The organism is Ruegeria sp. YTSA108, assembly GCF_059610185.1.
Genome location: NZ_JBXWND010000009.1, coordinates 1 through 25824, shown reverse-complemented (window position 1 = coordinate 25824; position 25824 = coordinate 1). Strand labels below are relative to the sequence as shown.

Below are 25824 nucleotides of genomic sequence, written 5' to 3'. Positions count from 1 at the left end.
GGGCTGCTACTCCGCCGGCTGGACCAAAGGTCCGGATTGCCTGGTCTCGGCTTGCCGCGGCCCACTGACCGTCATGTAGATGTTGTATGCACCGATGCACGCTCCGATCAGATACAGCAGCCCCCCGATCGCACGGGCGACATAGTAAGGATGCATTGCGATCACACTGTCGAGGAAGGAATAAAGAAACGCACCATCCGCATCATAGGTCTGCCACATCAGCGATTGTGTGATGCCACTGTTCCACATTGCGCCGACGTAAATCAGCGTCCCGCTCAGGGCGAGCCAGAAGTGCCATGCCTCCAGCCGCAATGAATACACGCCATCTCGTTTCCAAATCCAGGGCACCATTTTATACATGGCACCAAAGGTGATGAAGGCGACCCAGCCCAACGCGCCGGCATGTACGTGGCCGACGGTCCAATCCGTGTAGTGGCTCAGCGAATTGACCGGACGGATCGCCATGAACGACCCTTCGAATGTCGACAGTCCGTAGAACAGAATCGCGACCATCATAAACCGGACCGCCGGATCCGTCCGGACCTTATCCCAAGCCCCGTTGATCGTAAGGATTCCGTTGAACACAGAGGCCCAGCTGGGGACCAGCAGGATGATCGACATGGTCATGCCAAGGTACTGAACCCAGTCCGGTAGCGCCGTGTAGTGAAGGTGATGTGAGCCAGCCCAGAGATACAGGAAGGTGATCCCCCAGAAGCCAACAATTGACATTCGGTAAGAGTAGATTGGCCGGTTCACAGCTTTGGGCAAGAAGTAATACAGCATCCCTAGGAACCCGGCGGTCAGCAGGAAGCCAACAGCATTGTGCCCATACCACCATTGCGTCATTGCATCCTGTGTGCCGGAAAACAGCGAGTAGCTTTTGGGATAGGCAATGGAAACCGGAACCGAGAGGTTGTTCACCGTATGCAGCATCGCGATGACGACGATGAAGGCCAGGTAGTACCAGTTAGCCACATATATATGCGGTTCGGCCCGGCGAGAGAGCGTCTTTAGGTACAGACCTAGATAACCAACCCAGACGATCAGCAAAACCAGATCCATATACCATTCCGGTTCGGCATATTCCTTCGATTGGGTGATCCCCAAGGGGTAGCCGGTCGCCGCAAGGACCATGAACAGATTGTACCCCCAGAACACCATCCAGGGCAGCGATTCACTGGCCAATCTGGCGCGCGAGGTACGTTGGACCACATAAAACGACGTCGCGATTAACGCGTTGCCACCAAAACCAAAAATCACGGCAGATGTATGAACCGGGCGCAACCGGCCGAAGTTCGACCAGAACATATCACCGTTCAGTGCTGGAAACGCCAACTGCCAGGCGAGGATATCGCCAACCGTGAACCCTATGATTGCCCAAATCAGCGCGGCGATGACACCAAACCGAATGACCTTGTCATTGTATTCTAAAGGGATGTCCTTTGGGGTCTCGCTCAAACGGTTGATCATCCACATCAACCCCCAACCAGCGGCTATTTCGATCAACCAACCGTGCAGCACGTAGGCGGTAGGAACCCCCCAGCCAAGTATGGCTACGCCACCGACAAAGATCAAAGCAAGGGCACACAGGACGGCAGCATCCTCAAGAAAACTCTCACGCTGCATCGGGCGCCTCCTGCCGGTGGAAGCGTACTTCAAACTCAACTTCGCCAATCGGGTTCACCGAATGAGTTTCCTGTGGCGCGAACACAGCAGTGGCCCCAACGCCCAGAACCAGATCACCCTTGTCATCCCGGCTCAGTAGAAGTTGCCCATGTTGCACAGCCAATTGACCCCAAACACCCGCTTTGGTGCTGTGATCTTTGCGCAGCTTTTCTGGCAATGTCTCATGCGTGAACCGCGAGGTCGCATAGTGCACCACGCCTTTTGGAAGCGCTTCGGTCATTTATGCATCTCCATGAAAAAGCTCGGCATAAGCATGCCAGGTCGCGTACCCGAGCAATGGGAACACCACGACCAAACCCAGTAGCCCGGACAGTATTCCAACCAAAGTCAAAAGAGTGATGATGGCTCCCCAGCACAAGCAAAGCTTGAAGTTGTGAGTGGTGGCGTTGAAACTGAGCCCCATAGCCGAGAAGCCATCGATCTTGCGGTCGATCAGCATTGGCAATGAAAACGCTGACACCGCAAACCCTAATGCCGCAAACAGCCCGCCAACCAATGATCCTGCGATTAACAGCGCCCATCCTGATGGCGTAGTAATCAGCAAAAGCAGCGTATCTGCGAAGCTTGAGAATGGGCGCAGCCCGTAGACTATGGCGAACATAACTGTGGCCGCGCGAATCCAGATGAGAGCAAAAACCATCAGTATGACGCCCACCAACGTAATCTGACCCGTGGCCGCTCTGAGCCCTGTTTTACCGCTTGCTACGGAATAAAGACCAATCGTTGCAAGTGGTCCGACCAAAACGCCGCCAGCTAGCAAAGGCAACAAAACCCAACCAAGATCGTTGAGCATCAGGGCCGCAATGCAAATCCACCCCAGAACTACGAGTGAACCACCGTAAAGCAAGGAATATCCCGGGTTGCGTTTCACGTCGCCCCAGCCCGCCTGCAGCCAACGTTTGACAACGCGTGCGGGAGGATCAGAGATGACCTGAGCTTTGGTATAGACAGAGACCGTCATGACAACACCGGTGGAGTGTCAGCCTCACGACGAAAGTTCTCAATTCCGAATGACAAGCCCTTACCGATCCTGGTGGCCAAATGAGAGAACGCTTCGGCGGTTGCAGGTTTAAGGGCTTTTTTTGCGGTGTCTTCGAACAGGTCGAGCCACAGGCGAAAATGTTCTGGTAGGATTTCAGAGTTCGCCAGGTGAACCTGCATCGGGTTACCCGAATAGCCTGCCTCTCGTAGAATGGCGCCGCGCCAAAAGGCTGCGATCTTTTCTTCGTGTTCCGGCCAATCTTCGATTGCCCTGTCAAATACCGGCCCCAGATCAGGATGCACTCTGATGCGCGCATAGAACTGGTTGACCAAAGTCGCGATTTCATCCGCTGTGATGTCAAACATATGTGGCCGAATTGGCATGGTACGAGTCATCGGATCTACCTTAACGATACGCCTCACTATCTGTGTGCTATAATAGGTATTGTCAATACCTATTATAGCGTGAATGGTGTGATCAACATCAAGGGGAAAGGCGCGTGGGTCTATCTTTACCCAGCCGTCGACAACCACGGCAAAACGCTCGACGGAATAGAAGTGGTGCACATAATCCGCAAAGGGCAAATCACGCCCGGTGTCTGTCCGTTTCGGCAATTTACGGAGCTGGCGGCTTAGTCCGCCGGTACAAAGATATCACTGTGGCAAGTTAAAACTTCGCAACAGATCCCGTCCGGTTTATTGCGCCGATGATAATGTGATCTGCCGACGGAAGCCGGCAGGTGAGAGGCCAATTTCCCTCTTGAAAACGCGTGCAAAAGCAGAATCCGATGCGTATCCAGCGCGTTCTGCCGCATCCGAAACAGAACTTGATGGGTCAGTAAGACAGCGTTTCGCGATCTCCAGCCGCCAAGCTGTTACGTATTGCATTGGCGACATCGCCATCTTTTTCTGAAACTGAACCGCAAAGTTTGTTCGTGACATGCCTGCAATGCGCGCCATTGTTTCTATCGTCCAGGATGCGCTTGGATCCTTGTGAAACGCGTCAAGAGCCCGAGCCAGATGGTGATCAGAGAATCCGTTCAAGCCCCACCTCGAGGATTCGTCACTTTCCACAAACGAACGTATTGCCTGCGCAAGAATGGCTTCTGACATCTTCAAAGCAATGAGATCGCCACCGAGGCGAAGACCCCCGGCCTCATCTCCGATCATGCGCAGTGTCGCCTCCATCCATTTTCCAGCGGATTCCCCGTAATTCCTTAGGTGAATGATCGGTGGAAGGCGTTCCAACAGTATGTGTTTTGCATGAGGGTCGAATGAAAAATGGCCGCAGATAAGTTGCGTGTCACGTTCATCGCCGTCGCCGCCGTAAACCAGAACCCCAGTTCCAGTGTATCCCGACCGCTCGATTACCGTGTCCAGCGGCAAAACTGCATCTCTTGTTTCAGCCGCGCAGTACAACTTGTGTGACGCGCCATGCGGAACAATCAACAGATCGCCCTGCTCCAGCCCCACCACTTTTTCATATCCTTCAACTTCGATCAGGCAATTGCCCCTATGAGCAAAATGAAATCGGGCGACGTTATTGAACTTGGGAACTTCAATCCCCCAAGGGGTGGTCAACGAAGTTCGAAAATAGAGCGCGCCTTGAACAGACAGTTTCGTAAGGATATCGCTAAGCAAATCAAGCATGCATTTTCATGGCATTATTTGGCGTTTTTGTACAGCAGCTTGAACGATCTGCACAGAAAATCGAACGTTCCCGCATATATCTCACTTCCCGGTTCGGATTACTCCTATTGCCATCGTAACACTCAGTGGAGTCTCCAAAATGAAGAAACTGATTTCCGCATTTGCTGTGGCACTTTCCATGACTGGCGCTCAAGCCTCTGCGCAGGACGTCGCCGAGATGAGCGATCTCGAATACGCTCACATTGCCTATACGGCCGATAACATCGACATTCGGTATGCCTATCTGGCGCTAGCTTTGTCGTCGAACCCCGACATCCATGAATTCGCAAACACGATGATCCGCGACCATACTGCCGTGAATGAAGCGGCCTTGGGCCTGCTCGAAAAACTGGGCGTGTCAGCGCAGGACAATGCGTTCAGCCAAACGCTGAATGCCAATGCCGAAGAGATCATCGATGGCTTCGTCAAGCTGCGTGGAGCAGAGTTTGATGCCGCTTATGCAGCCAATGAATTGGCCTATCACCAGGCGGTGAATGATCTGGTGGAGAACACAATGATCCCCAATATCGACAATGCCGAGGTGAAGGCTCTGTTCGAGCAGGGACTTGAGATCTTTAAAGCCCATGAAGGCCACGCCGAAATGATGGTCGAGGCACTGCAGTGATGGGAAAAGCCCATTCACGCCGTCGCGTAATGGTTGGAGCGGTCGCATCGGCGGCCGCTCTCGCTTTAACCCGAACGCGAGCCCGGGCGGCAGAACCCGTAGTCCACGAAGTTAGGATCAAAGCATTCGCATTCACGCCAAAGCTTCTGAACGTGTCTGTTGGTGATACCATTCAATGGACCAATGAAGATCTGGCACCACATACGGCCACAGCCGATGAGTTCGGATGGGACACTGGGGAGATCCCAAACGGTGTCAGCGCCAAAGTTGAGGTTACTAAAGGTATGGAAACAAAATATTTCTGTGCGTTTCATCCACATATGAATGGAACAATAGTGATCATGTGATTTGACTCATTGGATCGACTGAACGAAAGCGGACTATGATGCAGGGCGCAGCATATGGAGCTTTGGGCTTCGCGCCTTCCAGCTTCTGTTGGGGCACACAAAGATGGACAGCACGGTCAGGTATCTTGGTGTTGAACTCGAAGATGCCTAGGCTATCTCCGAAGCCATTGAAATATAATATCTCTGGGCCGCTCTCGCAGGCAGCCCGAAGCGGACCGTCATCGCAACTTCAAGTGCTGCGATGCAGCGTTCTCAAAATCCGGCAATGGTCACCAGCAATAGGCGACTTCACTGCACGGAAGTGAATGAGTGCTTTAATTGGCATATTCTTTCGACAGAAACTCGGGCGACTCGAAGAAAGTGGATTTCTGTCTGGCAAACACTGTTTTGTGTTCTGACACCCCATCCACTAGGGATGGTTTTGCATTTAGCAGGAAGTGAGCCGACCTATGCATAACATCATTGCACGAAGAAACTTCGCCGTTGCGGTAGCAGAAGAGGCAGGCGCGCTTGCACTAGAGTATTTTGCTTCCAGAGATACCTTGGTCATTGATCAAAAAGGCGCGCAAGACTGGGTCAGCGAGGCGGATCGCAACGTCGAGACCTTCATTCGCCAAAAGATTGTGAACTCTTTTCCCGATGATGGGATTTATGGCGAAGAACACGCGGAAAAAGCTGGCTCCAGCGGTTTTGACTGGGTGATCGATCCGATTGATGGAACAACAAACTTCGTCAATGGTATTCCGGCCTGGACGATTGTCTTAGCGGGCGTTTCGGACAGTCAGACGCAGGTCGGTGTGATTTTCGAGCCAAACGTTGGTGAAACTTACGTGGCGGTCCGAGGCGAAGGTGCCACTTTGAATGGACACGCCATGCAGGTTGCCTCAAGCGTGGAACTTGCAAGTGGAACCGTCTCAATTGGCTATTCGAACCGGGTCGAAGCATCAAAGGTCATTCCGGTGATTGCGGCCCTTATCGAACGTGGCGCTCTCTATCATCGCAATGCAAGCGGTGCGCTTTCGCTGGCCTATGTCGCGGCGGGACGTCTATTGGGGTACATTGAAGAGCACATGAACGCCTGGGATTGCCTCGCCGGTCAGTTGATGATCGCCGAAGCAGGTGGCGAGATCGAGGATCAAGACGCCGACGGGATGATCCGGGACGGTGGTCGCGTGATCGCTGGCACACCGGCCGTGTTCGGGACCTTGAAAATGATCTGCGACGACGCTTGGAACGAATGACGTCGTTCAGGTAATCGGGCTCGACCCGAATTCAGGTTGAAGAGTTTTAATATCCGCGCGCCAGAAGTGGCCCTGCCCAGGTTGCACAAACAGCCGATCGATTTTCTTCCCTGCAAGATGGCATCAAAGCAGTGTTCCGACCGCGCCGTGGTTTAAAATGGCCAAGTCTATCTGTCGTGGTTTTTGACGATTGACAGGACTGTTCGAACGATACGCAGTTGCGCAGCATGGGCTGTTTCCCAACTGCAGAAGCTGGACTTGGGTGCCTTGAAGAAGGTGTAAGCAGCGGACCTTGAATATCGAGGGAGGAAGGAACCCGGTAGTGCTTCGGTCGTTCTCTCCCAACCCAGGTTCGGAATTCGTGACCAGCCCCAAAGGCTTTGCAAGGATAGCGTCTGTATCGGACGCTTTTCGCTCGGTACTGGACCAGATATCTGTCACGCTAGACATGGTCTTACTTTGTGAAAATGTGTCGGCTCGGGCGCGGCCAATTTCACTCAAACCCTATTCGGTGACTGGTTTCTCTGGCTCAAGGACGACCTCCGGGTGAGAGACGACTAAAAGTTTACCCACGTCACCCTTCCGGCAACAGAACGGGGCCACGTTCGGCAAAAGACATTTTGACTTCCGAGCCGATTTCCAGTGGCTCGTCCACGTCGTCCTGCACAGCAAATACCTGCCCGAAGGCACCGGCCAGAGTGTACTCCATCCGCACGCCAACATAGGTCGCCTTGGCAACTTTGGCCGGGATGCCGGTATCAGATCCAATCAATATCCGTGACGGGCGCACGGCCAGCGTTGCGGGACCAGGCGTTAGGCCACGAGAGGGGAGCGTGTGTTGATAGCCCTCGATTTCGATCGTGGCTAAATCGCCGTTGACGGAAAGAATAGTGCAACTGATCAGGTTAGCCTCACCAATGAAATCGGCCACGAACCGGTCAACCGGCGCATCATATAGTTTACGCGGCGTGCCGATCTGTGCGATGGCAGCGTTGCGCATGACGACAATCTCATCTGAAACGGCAAGGGCTTCTTCCTGATCGTGAGTCACATAGACGACGGTCAAACCGAGATCTTGCTGAATGGCGCGGATATCTTCGCGCACCTGGCGGCGCAGTTTTGCATCGAGGTTTGAGAGAGGTTCGTCAAAGAGCAAAACCTGTGGCTCCAAAACCAATGCACGAGCGACAGCAACACGCTGTTGCTGCCCGCCGGAAAGTTCGCTTGGCAAACGGTTGTCGAAGCCCTTCAGGCCAACCAAGTCTAACCCATGCAGCGCGCGCGATCGGGACTCGCGCTTGTCGAAGCCGGAAAAGGTCAACCCATACATGACGTTTTCCAGTACGCTCATATGAGGAAAAAGCGCGTAGGATTGGAAGACCATCGACACGTCACGGTCGGTAGCGGGTAATTTGGTCACGTCTCGGTCGCCGATCAGAATTCGACCCGAGGTCGCCATTTCCAGTCCTGCGATCATGCGCAACGTCGTCGTTTTACCGCAGCCCGAGGGGCCTAAAAGCGTCACCAGTTTGCCCGCTTGGACGTGCAGATCGATGCTGTCGACGGCCACCACATCCCTGCCGAACACTTTCGAAACACCGTCGAAACGAACAGGCGCGGCTTTACTTGCTATAGTCGTTTCGGTCATGTCGTTTTCTCTGTCCCGAGTTGTGTACGTCGCCCGATCTGAACACGGCCCACGAGGATTTGTAACATCCCGACTGCCGCCAACATCACGAAGATCAGCGTTGTGGAATATGCGATTGCAAGACCGTAATCGTTGTTTTCGACCCGACCGATAATGTAGCTGGTAGCCATGTCATACTCTGCTGAAACAAGGAATATCACCGCCGAAATCGCCGTCATGGCCCGGACAAAACTGTAAACCAGCGCAGCTAGGATAGCGGGCCGTAAAAGAGGAAGAATTACCCGCCTGAAAGTCTGCCAGGAATTTGCACCGAGCGTCAGCGAAGACTCGTCAAGCGACTTGTCTAATTGTGACATAGACGCAATACCCGCGCGAACCCCAACCGGCATATTGCGGAAGATAAAGCTGACGACAAGGATAACGCCTGTGCCGGTGATCTCGATCGGGGGCACGTTGAATGCCAGGATATAGCTGACGCCAATAACCGTGCCGGGAATGGCGAAAGAGAGCATCGTACCAAACTCAAACGCATTCTTTCCCGCAAAACTTTGCCGTGTCAGCAGATAGGCAGTGACCAACCCCACGGCGGCCGTCAACGGTGCGGCAATGGCAGCAATGGTGATTGTGGTCCAGAAACTGTCCCAGGCGGCTCCGGTCCAGCGAATACCTTCTTCTTCGAAGCGAACCGAAAAGGCTGTGACGTAGTGCTTGAACGTCAGCGAGTTATCAACGCCCCACAGTTCGACGATACTTCCATAGATGATCATCCCGTAAACCACGGCAGTGAAAACCGCCCAGGCAATTGCAATGCCCAGAACCGGTATGGCAAGGCCGCGCGGCATCAAGGGGTGCACACCCGCGTCGCCCTTGCCGGAAACGGTGGTATAACTCTTTTTCCCCAGCCACGCGCGCTGCGCATAGAAGGCGGAAAGTGTGAAGAACAGCAGCACCATGGCCAGAACAGCAGCCCGGCCCTGATCGTATTGCGCACCGACGATGGCAAAAAATATCTCAGTCGAAAGCACATCGAAGTTTCCGCCCAAGACAAGTGGGTTGCCAAAATCGGCCATGGATTCGATGAACCCAAGCAGGAAGGCATTGGCCAGGCCGGGACGCATCAGAGGCAGGGACACGGTTTTGAATGTTTGCCAACGATTGGCTCGAAGGGTTTGGGCAGCCTCTTCCATCGAAGGTGACACCCCTTCGACCACCCCGATCAAAACCAGAAAGGCGATCGGCGTAAATGCCAGAGTCTGAGCGATCAGCACCCCGGGCATACCATAAAGCCAGCGCGTAGGCTGCACACCAAAGATCTCAGCAACAAATTTGGTGACCGAACCGGAAAGCCCAAACAGCAGGATCAGTGCAAGACCAATCACGAAGGGCGGTGTGATAATCGGCAAAACTGTCAGCGCGCGCATCCCGCGTTTAAAACGAAAACCTGACCGTGTGACGACAAGTGCAAAACATAGTCCAAGTGCCGTCGTGATGAAGCCCACAAGAACTGCAAGAAACAGAGAGTTCCACGCGGCGCCGCATTTGGCACCGGCAAAACAGCCCAAGCCCCAAAGTCGGTCATCAAAGAACTTCGAGGCAAAAACCGAAACTGAATAGACACCATCTTCGGTAACGAAGGCGGCAAACAACATCTTCGCAATTGGAAAGAAAACGAAAATTGTAACAATGGTGATTACGCCACCAATAGCGCTAACGACGAAAACGTCGCCGTTGATAGCGCCGCGCGCTGCAATACCCTGAGTTAAAAGGAACAGAAACGCTGTGGCGCAGATCATCGCGCCGTATCCCATGCCGAACTGGCGGATCTTCGGTTCTCCGAACAGCACCTTCATCCATTCGAAATTGAACCCGCGAATGCCAATTGAGAACCCTTGCGCAATCAGCCAGCCAAAACCCAAGGCACCAGCCAAAATCAGGATACGTGCATATTGTGGATCGGACTTTGGTTTGCCGAGTATCAACAAAGGCAAGGTAAGCGGGACCAAAAGCGGCGTAAGCCACAGCCTTTCGCCCTGTCCGATCAGGAAAGCAGCGGGCGCATAATCTTCATCGAACGGATATCCATCGACCAGCCATACGAATGACCAAATGCCATCCTCCACCATGAACCATGGCAGCAGACAGAAACCAACCCACCCGGCAACAATCCAGAAGATCAGAACCGGGTGGTTCGTTTTTGGTGTGGTGTCAGTCACTTACTGTGGCAGTACTGAGACCTCTTCGTCCCATTTCTGCAAGAGACGCTTGCGTTCGTCAGACGAGCCGTACTTTTTGAAGTCATAGTCAATAAGCTTGATCTGGCTCATGTCAGGTGCGCTTTCAGAGGTCTCCGCATTTTTGTTGGACGGAACCTGGAAGGCGTTAACCTCAAGCGCAAGGTTCTGGGCCTCGGGGCTGAGCGCCCAGTCATAGAACTTTTTGGCTTCTTCTTCATTTCGAGCGCCGTCAATGATCGACATCGAACCGATCTCATAGCCTGTGCCCTCGCATGGGGCCACGACCTTGACCGGAAAACCTGATACGGCCTGCTTGACCGCATCATGCATAAAGACGATGCCGATGGTGTTCTCACCCCGGCCGGCGGCCTTGATTGGGGCCGAACCCGACTTGGTGTATTGGTTGATGTTCGAGTGCAGGCCCTTCATGAACTCAAAGCCGTCGTCTTCGCCAAATATCTGAACCATCGAGGCAAGCGTCGTATAAGCGGTGCCCGAGGAATTCGGGTTCGCCATTTGCACGTGCCCTTTATATTCGGGCTTCAGCAAGTCTTTCCAACATGCGGGCTCGGGCAAGCTGTTCGCGGCCAAGAGGTCGGAGTTATAGCCGTAGCCGAGTGCGCCTGAATAAATTCCGATGGTCTTGTTTCCTGCACTTTCAGCCTGTGAGATCGCCCAGTCGTGAAGCTGGTCACGCATCGGCGACACGTACTCCATCGTCAAACCTTCTTCGGCGGCTTGCAAATGGGGATCACCGGTACCGCCCCACCATACATCGCCTTTAGGGTTAGAACTTTCCGCGCGAATTTGTGCAAACGTCTCGCCCGAGGACTTGCGGGTCATATTGACGTCTATGCCGGTGGCATCCTCGAAACTGCGCGCCATGAGTTGACACCAATCTTCCTGTGCCGAGCAGTAAAACGTCAGCTTTTCAGCTTGGGCCGCAGTTAGCGAAGCCGCAAATGCTATCAGCGATCCCGCCAGCGTCGTCGTCAGATTTTTCAATTTCTTTCCTCCCCTATGTGTCGTGCCGAAATTCCCAGCGCGATACTCGTCAATTCGTCGTTAGTGGCGGTCGCTCTAAGTCGCTAGTTGATCTAATTGCGTTGGCCAGATCAACATCCGACCAGCCTCCCAATGACAGAAGCAATCTCAACACTGTACTGTTGGTTCCGCAAGAAAATTCAACGAGCATTGGTTTTTTGCACCGGTGGGTTTTGAACCGCCAAGCCTGTTTACAGCACCAAGTTTGAGTATCGGGAGCGTATTTTGATGCCGCATTGTTTAGGTAGCCCTTTGCTGGGGCGGCCGCTTCCTCCAGCGTAGAGCAAGCATCGTATTTCGAACTTAAGGTCTGCTTTTCGCCTGCAAACTAGGTCTCTGTGCGAGTGCTGCGAACTTCTGCTTTCCTGAAGGTATTTCGATGCGGGCCGAGGTACAGCTTTGCCTTCGCCGCTACTGATGAAAAATGCTCGGAGCGCAGCTCAGGCTGAACAGCAAATACGCATAGCGTCGAGAATCGCGGCGTGCATATTGCGGCCTGCGATCGCGTCACCAATTCGGGCCAGATAGAACTGGCCATCCGGCTCGTCTTCCCTGAACGGGAATGAACCATTGATCAGCGCCTTGTGATCGACCTGCCCAAGGTTTCGCGAACCTGGCTTTAGATCGTGATAGAGCGCGTCCGTCGGGATTAGGCCCTGCTCGACAACCACGTGGTCGACAAGACGCTTGGTGATATCACCGGTCAAGACATTGCGCAGGCTGGCGCACACCCGGTTTCCCTCTTGGCTTAGAGCACAGAGTTCGTGGAGGCAGGTAAAGGTCACCCCGTTTGCTGCCAGATCGCGCAAAGCAACGGCAGAGGTCGTTGGGCCAAGGTCATGCAGAATTGCCCGGTCGGGGGTCACAAGTTCGACGCTGTGGCCAGCGCCTGCCAACATGTCGGTCGTGACTGCCGCGGGATGGTCTCCAATCTCGTCGAACAATAGAACTTCGCCCGAAACACGCGCTTCTCCGGACAGAACCTCCCAACTGGAGAGCGCCAGATCGCCGCCTGGAATGGATACTGGCTCGGGCCATCCTCCGGTAGCAACTATGACTAAATCCGGGGCTTCTCTAAACACGTCACCGGCCTCGACAAAGGTATTCATGCGGAGATCAACACCAAGGGTGTTAACCTCGGAAATCAACCAATCGGCGACACCCCATATCTGCCTGCGTGTCCCGCCCTTGGCTGCCAAAACAAGCTGCCCCCCCAGCCGATCTGACGCCTCGAACAAAACCACATCGTGACCGCGCAAGGCACTGACCCGCGCTGCCTCCAGCCCGCCAGGTCCGCCGCCGACGACAACCACCTTCCTTCGGGTGCGGCTGGCAGGAATGACATGGGGTAAAGTTTGCTCCCGCCCGGTGGCGGCATTGTGTCCGCACACGGCGGGCTTGCCCTGATTGACCCGGTCCACGCAATACCCGAGGCCGACACAGGTACGGATACGATCCTCTTCCCCGCGTGCCAGTTTTGCCACCAAATAAGGATCAGCCATTTGGGCGCGCGTCATGCCGACCAGATCGACATGGCCGCCTGTAACCGCGTGGCGAGCCGTTGCAATGTCTGCGATGCCGCCTGCATGCAGGATCGGTAGGTTGACGGCTTCGCGGATGCGTCCAGCCACAGTAATATGCGGAGCGGCTGGCAGCCCCATAGGACGCACCCATTCAGCAAGGCCAAGATCATCGTAGGGTGCCCCGACCAGGATGTTGAGCAGGTCGACATGGCCACTATCTTCCAGCATCCGGGCGGCGGCAATGCAGTCCTCGGCGCTCAGCCCGCCCTCAATCAACTCATCGCCGGTGATGCGCATGGACAGTATGAACTTCGGACCGACCTCGGCGCGCACCGCATCCAATACCTGCAGGGTCAGGCGCATGCGGTTCTTCAACGTGCCACCAAAGGCATCGTCGCGTTGGTTGGTGAGCGGAGACAGAAACTGGCCCAGCAAATGCGAGTGGGACAGAAGCTCGATCCCATCGAACCCGCCCTGCTGACAACGTCGCGCCGCAGAGGCATAATCGCCGATCACTCGTTCAATGTCCTCTTGTTCCATTGCTTTGGGAAAGGCGCGGTGCGCGCGTTCGCGAACGCCGGACGGGGCAATAACCGGCAACCAATGCCCATCATCCCAAGCAGTACGGCGTCCCATATGAGTGATTTGACACATGATAGCGGCCCCATGCAGATGCACGCCATCCGTGAGCTTCCGAAACCAGGGAACGATACTGTCGTCGCCGGCATAAAGCTGGCCGAATACCGAGGGGCTGTCGGCAGCGATATTCGTCGATCCTCCGATCATTGTCAGGGCGACGCCACCCTTGGCCTTTTCTTCGTGATACAGCCTGTAACGGTCTCGCGGATGACCATCTTCGACGTAATTGGGCGCGTGAGAGGTGCTGACGATACGGTTGCGCAGCGTCAGGTGCTTGAGCTGAAACGGATCAAGTAGTTTCGCCATGATCAACTCCCTTCGGTAATGACACCGGTCTAAAAACAGCTCCGGGTCGGGCCCGTTTGACAGCTTCTGTGACTGACAACGTTCGCTGTCAAAGCTATGCTACTTGGGAAATACGGGGAGAGAGTTCACTGTTTCCGACACTGATCCACAAAATGACGACCAGACCAAGAAAGGTGGAACGTCACTGACCTTTGACTCAATTGACAGCCAAAACCTCAATGAGTCGGAGGATCACGTCATTCAATTCTGACCTAAACGTCGGGCATTTCTGACCCAGAAAGTATACGGTTAGTGTCTCAAACGAGCCCTAACCATGGGGTCCAATCCTATTGAGATATGGCGTTAAGGATGAAAAGGGTAATACTCAAGGAGTTTCATGAACGCGTTGCTTAGCCGCCGAACCCCGCCGCCTCGGGAAGCCACGTGGACAAAGGTGGGAATGCAAAGACGAGGATCAGGCCCAGCAGCATTAGCGCTGCATATGGCAAGGCGCCGCGAATGACCTCGTACAAAGGGGCTTTGGCAATGCCCTTGATGACGAAGAGATTCATCCCCACGGGAGGTGTGATCAGCGCAAGTTCGAGGTTGATCATTAGCAGGATGCCGTACCAAATTGGATCGATCCCCAATGCCAGCATGACAGGAAAAACGATTGGCGTCGTGATCAGGATGATCGAGATGGTCTCCAAAAACATGCCCAGCACCAGAATGAGCAGCATAACAGCTACGACAAACATGGCGGGGCTGAGGCCCATTGCCGTCACTTGTTCGACGATCTTTATGGGCAGGCGAATAATGGTTACGGCGTGACCAAACAGCGCCGCAGCAGCCAGGATCATGAACAGCATCGCCGTTGTGCGCACTGTTTCAAACGCAGTCACCCAAGGGTCGTTCAGACCGAAATTGCGGTAAACAACTACACTGATGAACAGCGCGTAAAGGCAGCCAATAGAAGCTGCTTCAGTAGCCGTAAATACTCCGAGGTAGATTCCGCCCAAAACCACCGGTGGCATCAATAAGGCCCAGATCGACTGTCTCATACGTGACCAAATAACGCCCATACCTGCAAATGGTTGAGAGACAGCCGTGCCCCCAAACCCAGCGCTGACCATCGCCCAAACCGCGAACATGACAGCCATCATGATACTCGGCACCAACCCGGCTAGGAAAAGAGCTCCGATCGAGGCCTCGGTTACAATGGCATAGAGAATAAGAGGCCCAGAGGGAGGAATCAGAATCCCGAGCGTACCGCCCGCTGCAATCACACCGTAGGAATTGCTGGGGCTGTAGTTGAAGCGCTTCATCTGCGAGATAGCCGTCGAGCCAATAGTAAGTGCTGTGGCTACAGACGAACCGGAAATGGCTGCGAATATGGTGCAGGAGAGGATCGTGGCGACCCCAAGTCCACCACGCAAATGGCCGACCATTGCATTTGCTGCATCGTAAAGGTCCTTAACCACGCCGGCACGGATCATCACGTGAGCCAAGAAAGCAAACATCGGTATAGCCGTAAGAAGTCCGTTGTTCAGTTTGGCAAACACCGTATCAGCCGCGCTATTCACGTTGCCCTCCGTCAGCATCATTTTGATTAGCGATGTAAGCCCGAGCCCGGCAAAGATTGGCATGCCCGTGAGCAAGAGGACAATCAGACCGGCCAAAATAAGAAACGTCCTCATGGTCGGCGCACCGTCAGAAGCGTAAAGATGCGAGCCAGAGCCGCAAGGATTAGTATCATCATGCCGATGAGTAGGAAGCCTTGCGGAATCCACATTTGAACGCTCAGATACCCGTCTGAATAGATCCCGAAATCGTATGAGAACTGCACCATAATCACCGCGCTGTAGAGAACAGCCGCAGCGACCAGGATCACACCAATCATCCCCCAAACCTCAACCAGCCATTGAGTGCGAGGTCCGGCGCGTTCAGTCAGCAGGTCGACCCCACAGTGCACTGGGCTACCGCCCGCCAGCTCCCGAAACCATCATCTCAATGTATCACAGGCCAATGATGCACTAACAATCAACTTGGACCAGTCAGATGAGGCTGCTCAGAACGTGGCCTCGCGACCGAACGCTAGGAGGCAGTCTTGCTACAGTTACCGATGTTAGCGACCTGAAATTAGAACGCATTGATCCGACCCTCAAACCGGGTGGATTTAGCACTCTGGTCAGATTGACCGTGAAAGTCGAAGGCGGCCATTGGGGGCACGCCCACATACGCGCCGTTACGTTCAGGGCGCTGGTTGAAGTTATACCAGAAGCCGGGCAATGGGAGTTGGATGGACTAACTGTAATCGAGGCTCGCGATCCAAATGCATAAGTGTTTAAGACCAAAGGTTTTTGCTTTCGGTATTTTTTTGTCAGCTTGATTTTGTCACTGACGCTGTCAGCCTCGGCGCATTTTTTGCTGAATCTCAATGTCCGCGTAACGCATGTCGAGCATTCCGTGGATAATCTGCGCGTCTTTATGCGTACACCCATGCCCTATCTGGTTGCGGACAAAGTCGGCGAGCAGGACGATGACGCTCTGCCAGATGCTGCACCATTCACGACCAATGCCATGAGTAACAGTCAGTTGGTCCATTTTGTCGACTTGCAAGCTGTAATGAGCGATCCCAACGGGCTGGGGCAAATCGCCGAAGGTGGGTTGCACCTGTTGATCGACGACCACCGCTTAAGAGGAACAGTTGAGGCCGTTCGCTTGCATCGCGTTGGAATTGAGCCCGGATTTGCAACTTTAGCCGAGGCTCAACAGGCAGTAGACACCGAAACGGCCTTAACGCCACCGCTTTTTGTTGGTGACACGATTGTCGATCTCGTCCTGCATTATGACACTGACGGCCCGGTCCAATCGTACAGCATTGCCAACGTGCTGGACCCCGGTTTGCCGGATCAGGACCAAACGGCGAACCTCATTCTCGATTACGCGTCTGACACACCGCAGATTTTCCAGTCTCGGGGTCTGATGACCGACCCTGTGGAGGTTCAGCAAGAAGGGTACGGAGGATTCCTGAGTTTTGTCTGGGAAGGCACACGACATATCCTCGAAGGTTAGGATCATGTTCTGTTTGTTGTGTGTTTGGTCATTGGGGCGCAAACACTCAGGGCGCTATTACTGCGTGCAACCGGTTTTACCGTGGGGCATAGCGTAACGCTGTCGCTGGGGTTTTTCGGGTTTGTGCCGTCGGGCGTGTGGTTTGTTCCTGCCGTCGAAACCGGGATCGCGCTTTCTATCATTTTTGCAGCCGCAGCGGCGTTTATGAGCTTCAAGGACCGCGCGCGTTCTGAATTCGCGATGGTACTTTTGACAACGCTGATTGGCCTCTTGCATGGTCTTGGATTCAGCTTTGTGTTGCACAAGATTTTGCAGGTTACATCCCCAAATATCTGGTAGAGCCTGCTTGCTTTCAATTTAGGCGTCGAGCTTGGCCAGGTCGCCATAATTCTTGCGCTCTGGCCTGCCTTGATAATGTGTCGGCGCGTGAGATCCAGTTTGTGGATGTCCCTACGAGTGGGCTTAGCCGGTGGATGTGCGGCTATGGCCTGCTTTTGGACCTTTCAACGAATTGCCGAGGTTTATTCCACGCTGGCTTAAGGTCATTGCGATGGCGCGTACCGTGATGATCGCCTGAGAGAATAGCGGACATTCGACTGTTCTGCAGCATAAGACAGATTGGGCTCAGCGCGGCCCGATGCTCGCGCGGCAATACCGTTGTGATCGGCTGATCGAGACCGGCCATAGGAGGATCGGGGCAAGTCTTTGATCTTGTGTCATGTCGTTCAATGCACGGACGTTGGGAAATCAGGAGCCATAGTTCGCGCTTCAGGCGGCGAAACCAGGGAGTGAGCCCTCAGTAACCAATGCTGCGATGAGTACGAACGGCGGCGTTGCAACTCTATCCATCCCGAATAGTGTAGGCACATGAGAGAATTTCGAAACGCCAAACCTGCCGACGCAACTCGCTGCTTTGAAATAGAGATTGATGCCTACGAAGGCGACGAGGCAGCAACGCTCGAAAAGATTTCTAAAAGGATTGAGGTCTATCCCAATGGCTTCCTAGTTCTTTTGGTGGAAGGCGAGATAGTTGGCTTTGTAAATTGCGGATGTGCTCATGAAGTCGAAATGTCTGATGAAGAGTTCAAAGAGCTTGTTGGCCACGACCCCGACGCCCCAAATGTCGTAATAATGTCTGTTGTTGTTGATCCCGCGCATCAGGGCAAGGGTCTATCACGGGCATTGATGGTCGAATTCGTGGGGCGCATGAAAAGGATGGGTAAATCCACAATCCATCTCATGTGCAAAGAGCATCACGTCCCACTCTACGAGAATTTTGGATACAGCTATTTACAGCCATCGACTTCTGACCATGGAGGAATGACTTGGCATGAGATGTCTATGAAACTTTGAACTGCCCGATTATCTCAGCCGTGCAGAGCGGACATTCAAATTTTCAATGGGAAAGTCCAATTTGTCCGCTCCTCGATTGCCGGACCCAGCTGCAGCGAAAAGGCGGTTTTGAATTGGCTGAATTTTGCGCCGATGAATGACTGCAAACGAGAAATCCTCTGCGATGCAACAAATGGCGTGTCGCGCCTGCGAGGGGTTTCTGCGTCAGCAAAAGCGGCGTGAGCAAAAGTCGGCTCCGTCCCGCAGACCGTGAGTTACCGTTCTACAGGGTTTCGCACGCTCGACGAAGGGCAGCTAGACACACACTATTCAGCACTTCGCCGTGGTGACGGCGGAGTGCTCTTTCCACTATCTCTCAAGATTCTGCTTTGGGCTCACAACAGGCTCCGGTGCCGTTGCAGAAAGGTCCCCTGCCCCACCAATAGCTGATCATGCGGACGGCCCAAATCAGTCGACACGCCTTTACACGACTGAACAGATAATGACGCCAGCTATCTATGCTTTTGGTCGCCGTTGCTTATTCATGAATGGCACGCATCTTGCATCTTTGTCTAAGCCGCAACGGCAAACCGCGCTCAAAAATCATCCCCTGCAATTCAAACCTGTCCAGGAAGCCACAGAACGATAGCAGGGAACGCAACGAGCATTGCGATCGTCGCTGCATCCGCCAGAAAGAAAGGCGTTACACCTTTAAAAACATCCTGAACGCTTAGGTCATCACGCACGCCAGCCACTACAAAGCAATTCAGCCCGATAGGTGGGGTGATCAGGCAAAACTCGGCCATTTTGACTACCAGAATGCCAAACCAAATGGCACACATCGGGCCGGACATTCCAAAGGTACTATCGGCCGCACTTACCGCTTCACCACCGTTCAACGCCATGACGGCTGGGTAAACTACGGGCAACGTCAGCAGCAGCATACCTATCGCATCCATGAACATGCCCAGTACAGCATAAGCCAGAAGGATGCAGACCAAGATCAGCATTGGTGACATCTCAAGCGAGGTGATCCAGTCGGAGAACGCGATGGGCAGCTCTGCAAAACCCAAGAACCGGACGTAAACTAACACGCCCCAGATGATGGTAAAGATCATGACGCTCAGCTTGGCTGTCTCCAGCAACGCGTCTTTAAGTTCGGACCAGCGCATGCCCTGATATAGCGCCATCAGAAAGACAACGAAGGCACCGATTGCGCCACCCTCGGTTGGCGTGCCCCAAGCATCGCCTCCGAATGGGTTGTAGACAAAGAAGATGATGGTAACGACGACAAACAAGATAGGCAGTGCGGGCGGAAGAGACATGAAACGCTCTTTCCATGTAAAGCCTGAGACTGCGGGACCAAAGTCTTTGATCACAACAGCCATGCCAATGATCAGCAAGCCATAGATCAAAGCTGAGAACATGCCCGGAATGAAACCGGCTAACAGCAGTTTGCCCACGTCCTGTTCCACGATAATCGCGTATATGACCAAAATGGCCGAAGGAGGGATGAGCGACGCCAATGTGCCGCCTGCAGCGACGACACCTGCAGCAAAACGCTTGTCGTAGCCGATCTTCAGCATCTCGGGGATGGCGATGCGGGCGAAAACGGCGGATGTGGCAACCGAGGCTCCGGAAACCGCAGCGAACCCGGCGGTGGCAAAGACGGTCGACACCGCCAGCCCGCCAGGAACCCATGCCAGCCATCGCTTGGCGGCCTCGAACAGTGCTTTGGTCAGGCCCGCGTAATAGGCGAGGTAGCCAATCAGGATGAAGGTCGGGATAAGGCTCAGCGCCTGGCTCGAAATCTTGGAATGCGGCACCTGCCCCGCTGTTTTGACGGCCACAGTCACAGCCTTGCCGAACCGCGCCGGGTCGTACCCAAACTTGGCCCAGAAGATCCAGATCAGGCCAACCATTCCGGCCGTTGCGGCAGCAAATGCCACGCGCATACCCAGCACCACAAGAACAAGCATTCCGCCCGAGACGATCAGACCAATTTCAATGGGTTCCATCAGAATTTACCTCAGTTGTCGTGGCCCGAGACATGCTCGGCTTCCATTGCAGCCTGGGTGGCGGCATCGGGAATCAACGGGACGGCGATAGGCGGCTGGTCAGGATGGCGAATTGCACGACCGTAGGCACAGAGCTGCAGAAAGAGCCTTATGCAAAGCACGCTGAAGGCGACGGGTGCCAACAGCTTGGCGGGCCACAGCGGGATACTGATGTCAATGGAACTGTCGCGGCTCCACAGTGGGGCACCATAGTCGAAACTGCGCGCGAAGTGCGCCCAGCTCCCCCAGATCAGCAAGACGATCAGCGCCAGAATGACGGCGGTTGTCACGAATTCAACGATATAGAGCGTTCGGCCTTTAAGTGCACCAACGAACATGTCCATTCGGATGTGGCCGCCATCGCGCTGCGCATAAGATATCCCCATGAAGGCAATCAACGGCATGGCCTGTTCAATCCAGTCGACATACCCGGGAAGCGGCGCATTGGCGATGTTCCGACCACCGACGGAGACAACGGCCATGACCATCAGAGAGAAAACCGCAAGACCGCTGATCAAAGCCAGAAAGCTCTCCAGTTTGTAGAGATGTTGATCGAGAATGCTGAGACGGCTGTCGTCGGACAGCACCAGGGATGACCCGGCCATCGTTGTGCTCCGCTATCAGGGGAATAGGCACCCGACGCCTGCTTGGCCGACGTCGGGTGGTGAGTGGATTAGCTACCGTTGGCGATCTTGCCGGTCACGAGGTCATAGAGCTCTTGCGCCGGAAGACCGCGTTCGGTGTTTTCCGCAATCCAGGCTTCTGCTGCGGGTGCGGCGGCGGCCTCTTTGAATGCCGCGATTTCTTCATCGCTGAACGTGACCCGTTCGATGCCGCGTTGATCCAGCTCGGGGCCCCAAGCTTCCATCGTTTTGGTCTGGTATTGGGAAACGTAGTGATCCAGCGCTTCGTCTATCGACCCCAACAGAGCTTTACGATGTTCATCGGACAGATCTTCCAGTGCCAGAGTATTCACGACGACCGGGCAGTTGACGGTTCCGGGGTTCAGGTTCGTCGTCCACCATGTAGCGTTCTCAATAGTGCCAAAGGACATATGGGCGTGTGGTGCAAAGCTGACGGCTTTGACGATGCCGCTGTCCATTGCCTGACGTACTTCGGATGCGGACATCGAAGTCGGAACCGCGCCGACCGTCTCCATCGCTTTACCGATGCCGCCAGTCGCCCGTACGCTCAGACCTTCAAAATCAGTCAAAGATTTTGGCGCGTCACCTACCCCGACAAGGTTGTACTGCGGTAGCGGAGACGGCATCAGTAGAGTCGCGTCCCAGCGGGCCAGATCCTCGACAACGGCTGGATGTTGATAAACAGCCATCGACAGGTCAATTTCCTGTTCCAACGATGTCACGCCCAGAAACGGCAGTTCCAAGACAGTGATCGAGGGGTTCTTGTCGCGGTGATAGCCAGCGCAGAACTGGGCCATTTCAAACGCGCCAATCGAAATCCCATCGAGGTTTTCTTTGTTCTTCGACAGGCCACCATAACTGATGTTCAGGGTAAACTCACCGTTGGTCTTTTCGTTCACCAGTTCAGCCAGCTTTTCGACATGCTCTGTGAAAGCACGACGCTTGCCCCACAGGGATACGTTCCATTCGACAGCCAGTGCTTCGGATGCAACGGTCAGCGACAAGGCGGCAATGGCCGCCCGGTTAAGGTGTTTGCGCATAGTGGCTCCTCCCAGATCATGCAATTCGTTTGGGCGGAGTATTCAGAATGCGCGGCGTCCTGACTATGAAGGAAAATGCGCGCGTTTTCCCAGGCGCCCTGCGGATTTCCGCAGAGCTGTTTTCGCCTACAACAGAGCCTCTTTATCGAGACCAAGTTTGACGATCTTTTCGTTGAGCGTCCGGCGGCCAATCCCAAGCGCTTCGGCAGCGGCATCCATGCGGCCTTTATGCGCCTTGATGGCTTTGCCTATGAGCTCGCGTTCAAATGCGGCAACGGCATCGCGCAGGGTATCCGGCACTTCGTCGAAGTGCTGATCGCTTTGGATAGCCTGCGCCACCGAACCGCCTCCGCGTCGGGCCGCCAAAATGCGCCGTTCGCAGACATGGCGCAATTCACGCACATTGCCGGGCCAGTCATGTGCAAGCAGAGCCGCCAAATCGTCCTGATCAAGTTCTGGCACGTCTATCTCATAAACCTGCGCGTATTCGTTTAAGAAATGCGTTGCCAACAGAACCAGATCATCCCGTCTTTGTCTAAGCGGGGGTAAGGACAGGACGACAGTATTCAATCGAAACAAAAGGTCCTGACGCAGGCGGCCTTCCTCGGCCGCCAGTACAACGTCTTCGTTGGTTGCTGACACGACCCTGAAGCTTACCGGCACCGGCGACACCGCCCCCACCGGCAGCACTTGTTGATCTTCGATGACCCTTAACAGCTTGGCCTGCGCCGCTGGTGGGCACGAGCAGATTTCATCCAGAAACAAGGTCCCACCCGATGCCGCCCCAAGCCTTCCGTCGGATTCACCCGCGACGCCGAACATTTCCGCTTCAAATGTATCGGCCGACAATGCGGCGCAATTCAGCGCCAGAAACGGTGCCTCCGGCGAGCGGCCCAAATCATGTAAAGCATGAGCAACCAGCTCTTTCCCGGTGCCCGTATCTCCCTGCAACAAAACCGCAACCGACGTATCAGCAAGATCAAGTACTTCTTGTCGCAAGTCTGTAATGGCGTCCGTTTGGCCCAGCAGGATGCGGTCAAGGCCTGACAGTTTGAACAGACGGTCTTTGAGGCGGGCATTACTTCTTCGCATTCGGTATTGTTCGGCCGCGTGCCTCAGCACCGTAAGCAATCGCCGTGGTTCATATGGCTTTTCGATGAACCCATATGCCCCGTCCTGTATGGCCTGAACCGCCATCGGGATATCACCATGTGCCGAAATCAATACCACCGGAGGCGCCACATGCCTGTCCAGGCTGGCCAGCAATTCAAGTCCCGACATGCCGGGCATACGCACATCGGATAAAATGACATCGGGCGAGGCGTTGGCCAGATGCTCCGTCACCTGGGTCGCGCGTGGCAAGGCGTTGACAGACCAGTCGGCAGCTTCAAGCAACTCGACAAGAGATTGTCGCATCGATTTGTCATCATCAACGACCAGAACTTTGAAGGGTTGCTGCAGGTTCATTCGTCCGTTTCTTCAGTATTTGAGGCTATCGGGAAGGTGACACGGAAAATTGTTCCGCCGCCATTTCGATTTCGGGCCGTCATTGTGCCATCGTGATCTTTGACAATGCTGGTGGAAATGGCCAGTCCCAAGCCCATGCCTCTCCCGCTCTCTCTTGTGGTTACAAATGGCTCTTGCAACTCTGCCAGCGTTGCCTCGCCCAACCCGTGACCGTTGTCCTGAATTTCCAACACGACCTCATCATCAGAAGCCATGACAGCGATATGGATTTCAGGCGCATCCGCTGCATCCGTAGCATCTATGGCATTGCGCAAAAGATTTGTGATGACCTGTTCGATCCGCAGGGCACTGCCCCGGATAAACGCCGGACCAGTCGACGCATCAATTGAGATTTTCACCTTGCCCTGTTCGATGTTTGGAGCAACCAGAGCCAACGCGGCATTAACCGAAGTGCGTAAGTCTACGTCGTCGAACGCCTCACTCTCCGACCGTGCAAAAAACCGTAATTGGCGTGTGATCCCTTCCATCCTGTCAACCAGGCTGCCGATTTTTTGTGGCAGCTTGGTTTCCCCGGAAGATGAAATCTCTGCAGCCACCAGATGATTGCGCATCGCCGCGATGGGCTGGCCCAGCTCATGCGTGACCGACGCGGATAGTTGCCCAAGAGCGGCCAGTCGGCTTGCGCGCTCCAACTCGCCCTGGGTGCGTCTGAGGCTCCGCTCGGCTGTCTTGCGGTCGTCGATTTCGATGGCAAGCCTTTCATTTGCTTTGCGCAGCATTGCTTCTTCCTCTTCGGACCGCGCCAAAGCAGCGCTGACGCGTCTCGCACGTTGTATCTGGAAGTAGATAAATGTGAGCCCCGCCAAGAGGACAAAAACTGCAGTTACAAGCCAACTGCGTGCTACGGCTTGATCGTCACTTGCAAAATAGTGAAGCGACCAGCCATGAGGCAAATCCGTTGCTGCAAGATGCAAGCGCTTCGTCCCCGCAATTCTGGCCTGATCTCCCGGCAACTCAACCCAATCCAACGCATCTAAGGCTTGCCCCGGAAACTGCCGGGCGTTTCGAATTCGCTCTCGCTGTGGTTCTGACAATGGCGTCAACGCGCGATATTGCCAATCCGAGTTCGAAGAAAGCAGAATGACACCGTCTTCATTGGCCAAAAGAACCTGTTCGCCCGAGTTTTTCCAACTATCCTGAAGATTAGAGAAATCGATCTTAATCGCTATGACACCAGTTGAATCTCCCTGGTCGTCAAGCACTGCGTTGGCGATGAAGTATCCTGGCAGACCAGTCGTCGCCCCGATGGCATAGAAGCGGCCCTGTTTACCAGAAATGGCACTTTGGAAATATGGGCGGAAAGCGTAGTTCTGGCCAACAAAGCTCCCTGTGTCGCGGTAGTTCGATGCGGAAATCGTGATCCCGTCTTCGTCCATCAGGTAGATAGCATCCAGCTCCGCCCGCTCCGCAAAATCCTCAAGGCGTCGGTTTAAAGCTCCGGTGCCGTCTCCTTCGGCTGTTCCAATTACAAAGGAATCCTGTGACAGCACATAGGTGAGGTGGGAAAATCGTTCGAGTTCGCTGTTTACCGAGCTTTGGTAGAGAGAGAGCCGGCCCTGAGCTTTCGAAAGCTCCTCCGAAACGAAGTACTGGTAAGAAACCAAATAAAGGCCAATGCTGGCGGCAATGGCTACCAAAATACCTACAATATACGAAGCTGATCGCATTGAATGCCCATGAACTGCGACAGCATAGGATCACAGTAGGTATTAGCCGTCCATCCCAAGAGTTCTAGGGTCAGGACCCATTGATTTCCGTTTTGCGGCGTGATTCACGGTTCAAAAACGAGCGGTGAACATGTCTGATCTCTTCTGGCTTACGGATGCGCAAATGGCGCGTCTGGAGCCCTTCTTCCCGAAGCCCCACGGCAAGCCGCGCGTCGATGACAGGCGTGTGTTGAGCGGGATTATCTTCATCAATCGCAATGGTTTGCGGTGGCGGGATGCCCCTGCCGCCTATGGACCGCACAAGACGCTGTACAATCGATGGAAACGGTGGAGCGACAAGGGCATCTTCGCGCGAATGATGGCCGGTCTGGCCGCCGAGCACGGCGAACAGAAGACTGTGATGATCGACGCGACCTATCTGAAGGCTCATCGGACAGCGACCAGCATGGGCGTCAAAAAGGGGGGCGTGGACGCCTGATTGGCCGAACCAAGGGCGGCATGAACACCAAACTGCACGCCATCTGCGACAGTCAGGGACGC

21 protein-coding genes and 3 pseudogenes are annotated in these 25824 nt (G+C 54.5%); 8 read left to right on the top strand and 16 right to left on the bottom strand.

Going from position 1 to position 25824, the window contains the following annotated elements:
- Nucleotides 1-6: 6 nt before the first annotated feature.
- Genes ccoN through AC2FHW_RS13385 form a run of 4 tightly spaced genes read right to left on the bottom strand, consistent with a single transcriptional unit; the run spans nt 7 to nt 3063 of the window.
- A complete protein-coding gene (ccoN, locus tag AC2FHW_RS13400) occupies nt 7-1626 on the bottom strand; it encodes a cytochrome-c oxidase, cbb3-type subunit I (protein ID WP_496822057.1) in 1620 nt (539 codons plus the stop codon).
- Complete coding sequence (locus AC2FHW_RS13395) at nt 1616-1906, bottom strand: TehB-like domain-containing protein (protein ID WP_142637649.1); 291 nt, start codon at nt 1904-1906, stop codon at nt 1616-1618. The genes ccoN and AC2FHW_RS13395 overlap by 11 nt, the downstream gene beginning before the upstream one ends.
- Nucleotides 1907-2647: a DUF2189 domain-containing protein gene (locus tag AC2FHW_RS13390; protein WP_142637647.1), complete on the bottom strand. Its 741-nt coding sequence runs from the start codon at nt 2645-2647 to the stop codon at nt 1907-1909.
- Nucleotides 2644-3063 (bottom strand): group III truncated hemoglobin, encoded by a 420-nt coding sequence (locus AC2FHW_RS13385; protein ID WP_281973920.1) that lies wholly within the window; start codon nt 3061-3063, stop codon nt 2644-2646. The genes AC2FHW_RS13390 and AC2FHW_RS13385 overlap by 4 nt, the downstream gene beginning before the upstream one ends.
- 141 nt (nt 3064-3204) lie before the next feature.
- Between AC2FHW_RS13385 and AC2FHW_RS13380 the strand changes: the two are divergent.
- Nucleotides 3205-3303 (top strand): annotated as a pseudogene (locus tag AC2FHW_RS13380) (IS6 family transposase); the annotation flags it as partial.
- A 60-nt stretch (nt 3304-3363) separates the two neighbouring features.
- On the opposite strand, the gene AC2FHW_RS13375 reads toward AC2FHW_RS13380, so the two are convergent.
- Complete coding sequence (locus AC2FHW_RS13375) at nt 3364-4317, bottom strand: AraC family transcriptional regulator (RefSeq protein ID WP_142637643.1); 954 nt, start codon at nt 4315-4317, stop codon at nt 3364-3366.
- A 139-nt stretch (nt 4318-4456) separates the two neighbouring features.
- Between AC2FHW_RS13375 and AC2FHW_RS13370 the strand changes: the two genes are divergently transcribed.
- The 3 genes from AC2FHW_RS13370 (at nt 4457) to AC2FHW_RS13360 (ending at nt 6569) form a co-directional block, all read left to right on the top strand.
- Nucleotides 4457-4981, top strand: a complete 525-nt coding sequence (locus AC2FHW_RS13370) for a DUF4142 domain-containing protein (RefSeq protein WP_142637641.1) — start codon at nt 4457-4459, stop codon at nt 4979-4981.
- Nucleotides 4981-5328: a cupredoxin domain-containing protein gene (locus tag AC2FHW_RS13365; RefSeq protein WP_416383926.1), complete on the top strand. Its 348-nt coding sequence runs from the start codon at nt 4981-4983 to the stop codon at nt 5326-5328. Before AC2FHW_RS13370 ends, AC2FHW_RS13365 begins: the two co-directional genes overlap by 1 nt.
- Before the next feature lie 449 nt (nt 5329-5777).
- The gene (locus AC2FHW_RS13360; protein ID WP_271949871.1) at nt 5778-6569 is read left to right on the top strand and encodes an inositol monophosphatase family protein; all 792 of its coding nucleotides are present in this window, start codon (nt 5778-5780) and stop codon (nt 6567-6569) included.
- Between the two features lie 574 nt (nt 6570-7143).
- Here the strand turns inward: AC2FHW_RS13360 and AC2FHW_RS13355 are convergent.
- The 6 genes from AC2FHW_RS13355 to AC2FHW_RS13330 all read right to left on the bottom strand — a co-directional run bounded on the left by AC2FHW_RS13355 (nt 7144) and on the right by AC2FHW_RS13330 (nt 15914).
- Nucleotides 7144-8217 (bottom strand): ABC transporter ATP-binding protein, encoded by a 1074-nt coding sequence (locus tag AC2FHW_RS13355; protein ID WP_271949869.1) that lies wholly within the window; start codon nt 8215-8217, stop codon nt 7144-7146.
- Nucleotides 8214-10430: an ABC transporter permease gene (locus tag AC2FHW_RS13350; RefSeq protein ID WP_496729098.1), complete on the bottom strand. Its 2217-nt coding sequence runs from the start codon at nt 10428-10430 to the stop codon at nt 8214-8216. Before AC2FHW_RS13350 ends, AC2FHW_RS13355 begins: the two co-directional genes overlap by 4 nt.
- Entirely contained in the window at nt 10431-11456 is a 1026-nt protein-coding gene (locus AC2FHW_RS13345) for an ABC transporter substrate-binding protein (RefSeq protein ID WP_496678075.1), read from the bottom strand.
- A gap of 479 nt (nt 11457-11935) precedes the next feature.
- A complete protein-coding gene (locus AC2FHW_RS13340) occupies nt 11936-13963 on the bottom strand; it encodes an oxidoreductase (RefSeq protein WP_496678077.1) in 2028 nt (675 codons plus the stop codon).
- A 389-nt stretch (nt 13964-14352) separates the two neighbouring features.
- On the bottom strand, nt 14353-15639 hold the full coding sequence (locus tag AC2FHW_RS13335) for a TRAP transporter large permease (RefSeq protein ID WP_496678080.1): 1287 nt from the start codon (nt 15637-15639) through the stop codon (nt 14353-14355).
- Entirely contained in the window at nt 15636-15914 is a 279-nt protein-coding gene (locus tag AC2FHW_RS13330; RefSeq protein WP_281995473.1) for a TRAP transporter small permease subunit, read from the bottom strand. The genes AC2FHW_RS13335 and AC2FHW_RS13330 overlap by 4 nt, the downstream gene beginning before the upstream one ends.
- Nucleotides 15915-16327: 413 nt before the next feature.
- On the opposite strand from AC2FHW_RS13330, the gene AC2FHW_RS13325 reads away from it, so the two are divergent.
- The 3 genes and pseudogenes from AC2FHW_RS13325 (at nt 16328) to AC2FHW_RS13315 (ending at nt 18370) form a co-directional block, all read left to right on the top strand.
- Complete coding sequence (locus tag AC2FHW_RS13325) at nt 16328-17017, top strand: hypothetical protein (RefSeq protein WP_271949858.1); 690 nt, start codon at nt 16328-16330, stop codon at nt 17015-17017.
- A 9-nt stretch (nt 17018-17026) separates the two neighbouring features.
- Nucleotides 17027-17557 (top strand): annotated as a pseudogene (locus tag AC2FHW_RS13320) (HupE/UreJ family protein).
- Between the two features lie 327 nt (nt 17558-17884).
- Nucleotides 17885-18370: a GNAT family N-acetyltransferase gene (locus AC2FHW_RS13315; protein ID WP_142637623.1), complete on the top strand. Its 486-nt coding sequence runs from the start codon at nt 17885-17887 to the stop codon at nt 18368-18370.
- A gap of 596 nt (nt 18371-18966) precedes the next feature.
- On the opposite strand, the gene AC2FHW_RS13310 is transcribed toward AC2FHW_RS13315, so the two are convergent.
- From AC2FHW_RS13310 to AC2FHW_RS13290, 5 genes are all read right to left on the bottom strand, one after another.
- Nucleotides 18967-20367: a TRAP transporter large permease gene (locus AC2FHW_RS13310; RefSeq protein WP_496691967.1), complete on the bottom strand. Its 1401-nt coding sequence runs from the start codon at nt 20365-20367 to the stop codon at nt 18967-18969.
- An 11-nt stretch (nt 20368-20378) separates the two neighbouring features.
- Nucleotides 20379-21011, bottom strand: coding sequence for a TRAP transporter small permease subunit (locus AC2FHW_RS13305; RefSeq protein WP_142637619.1), 633 nt, complete (start codon nt 21009-21011; stop codon nt 20379-20381).
- A gap of 68 nt (nt 21012-21079) precedes the next feature.
- Complete coding sequence (gene dctP / locus AC2FHW_RS13300) at nt 21080-22090, bottom strand: TRAP transporter substrate-binding protein DctP (RefSeq protein WP_142637617.1); 1011 nt, start codon at nt 22088-22090, stop codon at nt 21080-21082.
- 126 nt (nt 22091-22216) lie between these two features.
- Nucleotides 22217-23557 (bottom strand): sigma-54-dependent transcriptional regulator, encoded by a 1341-nt coding sequence (locus AC2FHW_RS13295; protein ID WP_142637615.1) that lies wholly within the window; start codon nt 23555-23557, stop codon nt 22217-22219.
- On the bottom strand, nt 23554-25284 hold the full coding sequence (locus tag AC2FHW_RS13290) for a sensor histidine kinase (RefSeq protein WP_496678090.1): 1731 nt from the start codon (nt 25282-25284) through the stop codon (nt 23554-23556). Before AC2FHW_RS13290 ends, AC2FHW_RS13295 begins: the two co-directional genes overlap by 4 nt.
- 130 nt (nt 25285-25414) lie before the next feature.
- Here AC2FHW_RS13290 and AC2FHW_RS13285 point away from each other — a divergent pair.
- Nucleotides 25415-25824 (top strand): annotated as a pseudogene (locus AC2FHW_RS13285) (IS5 family transposase); the annotation flags it as partial.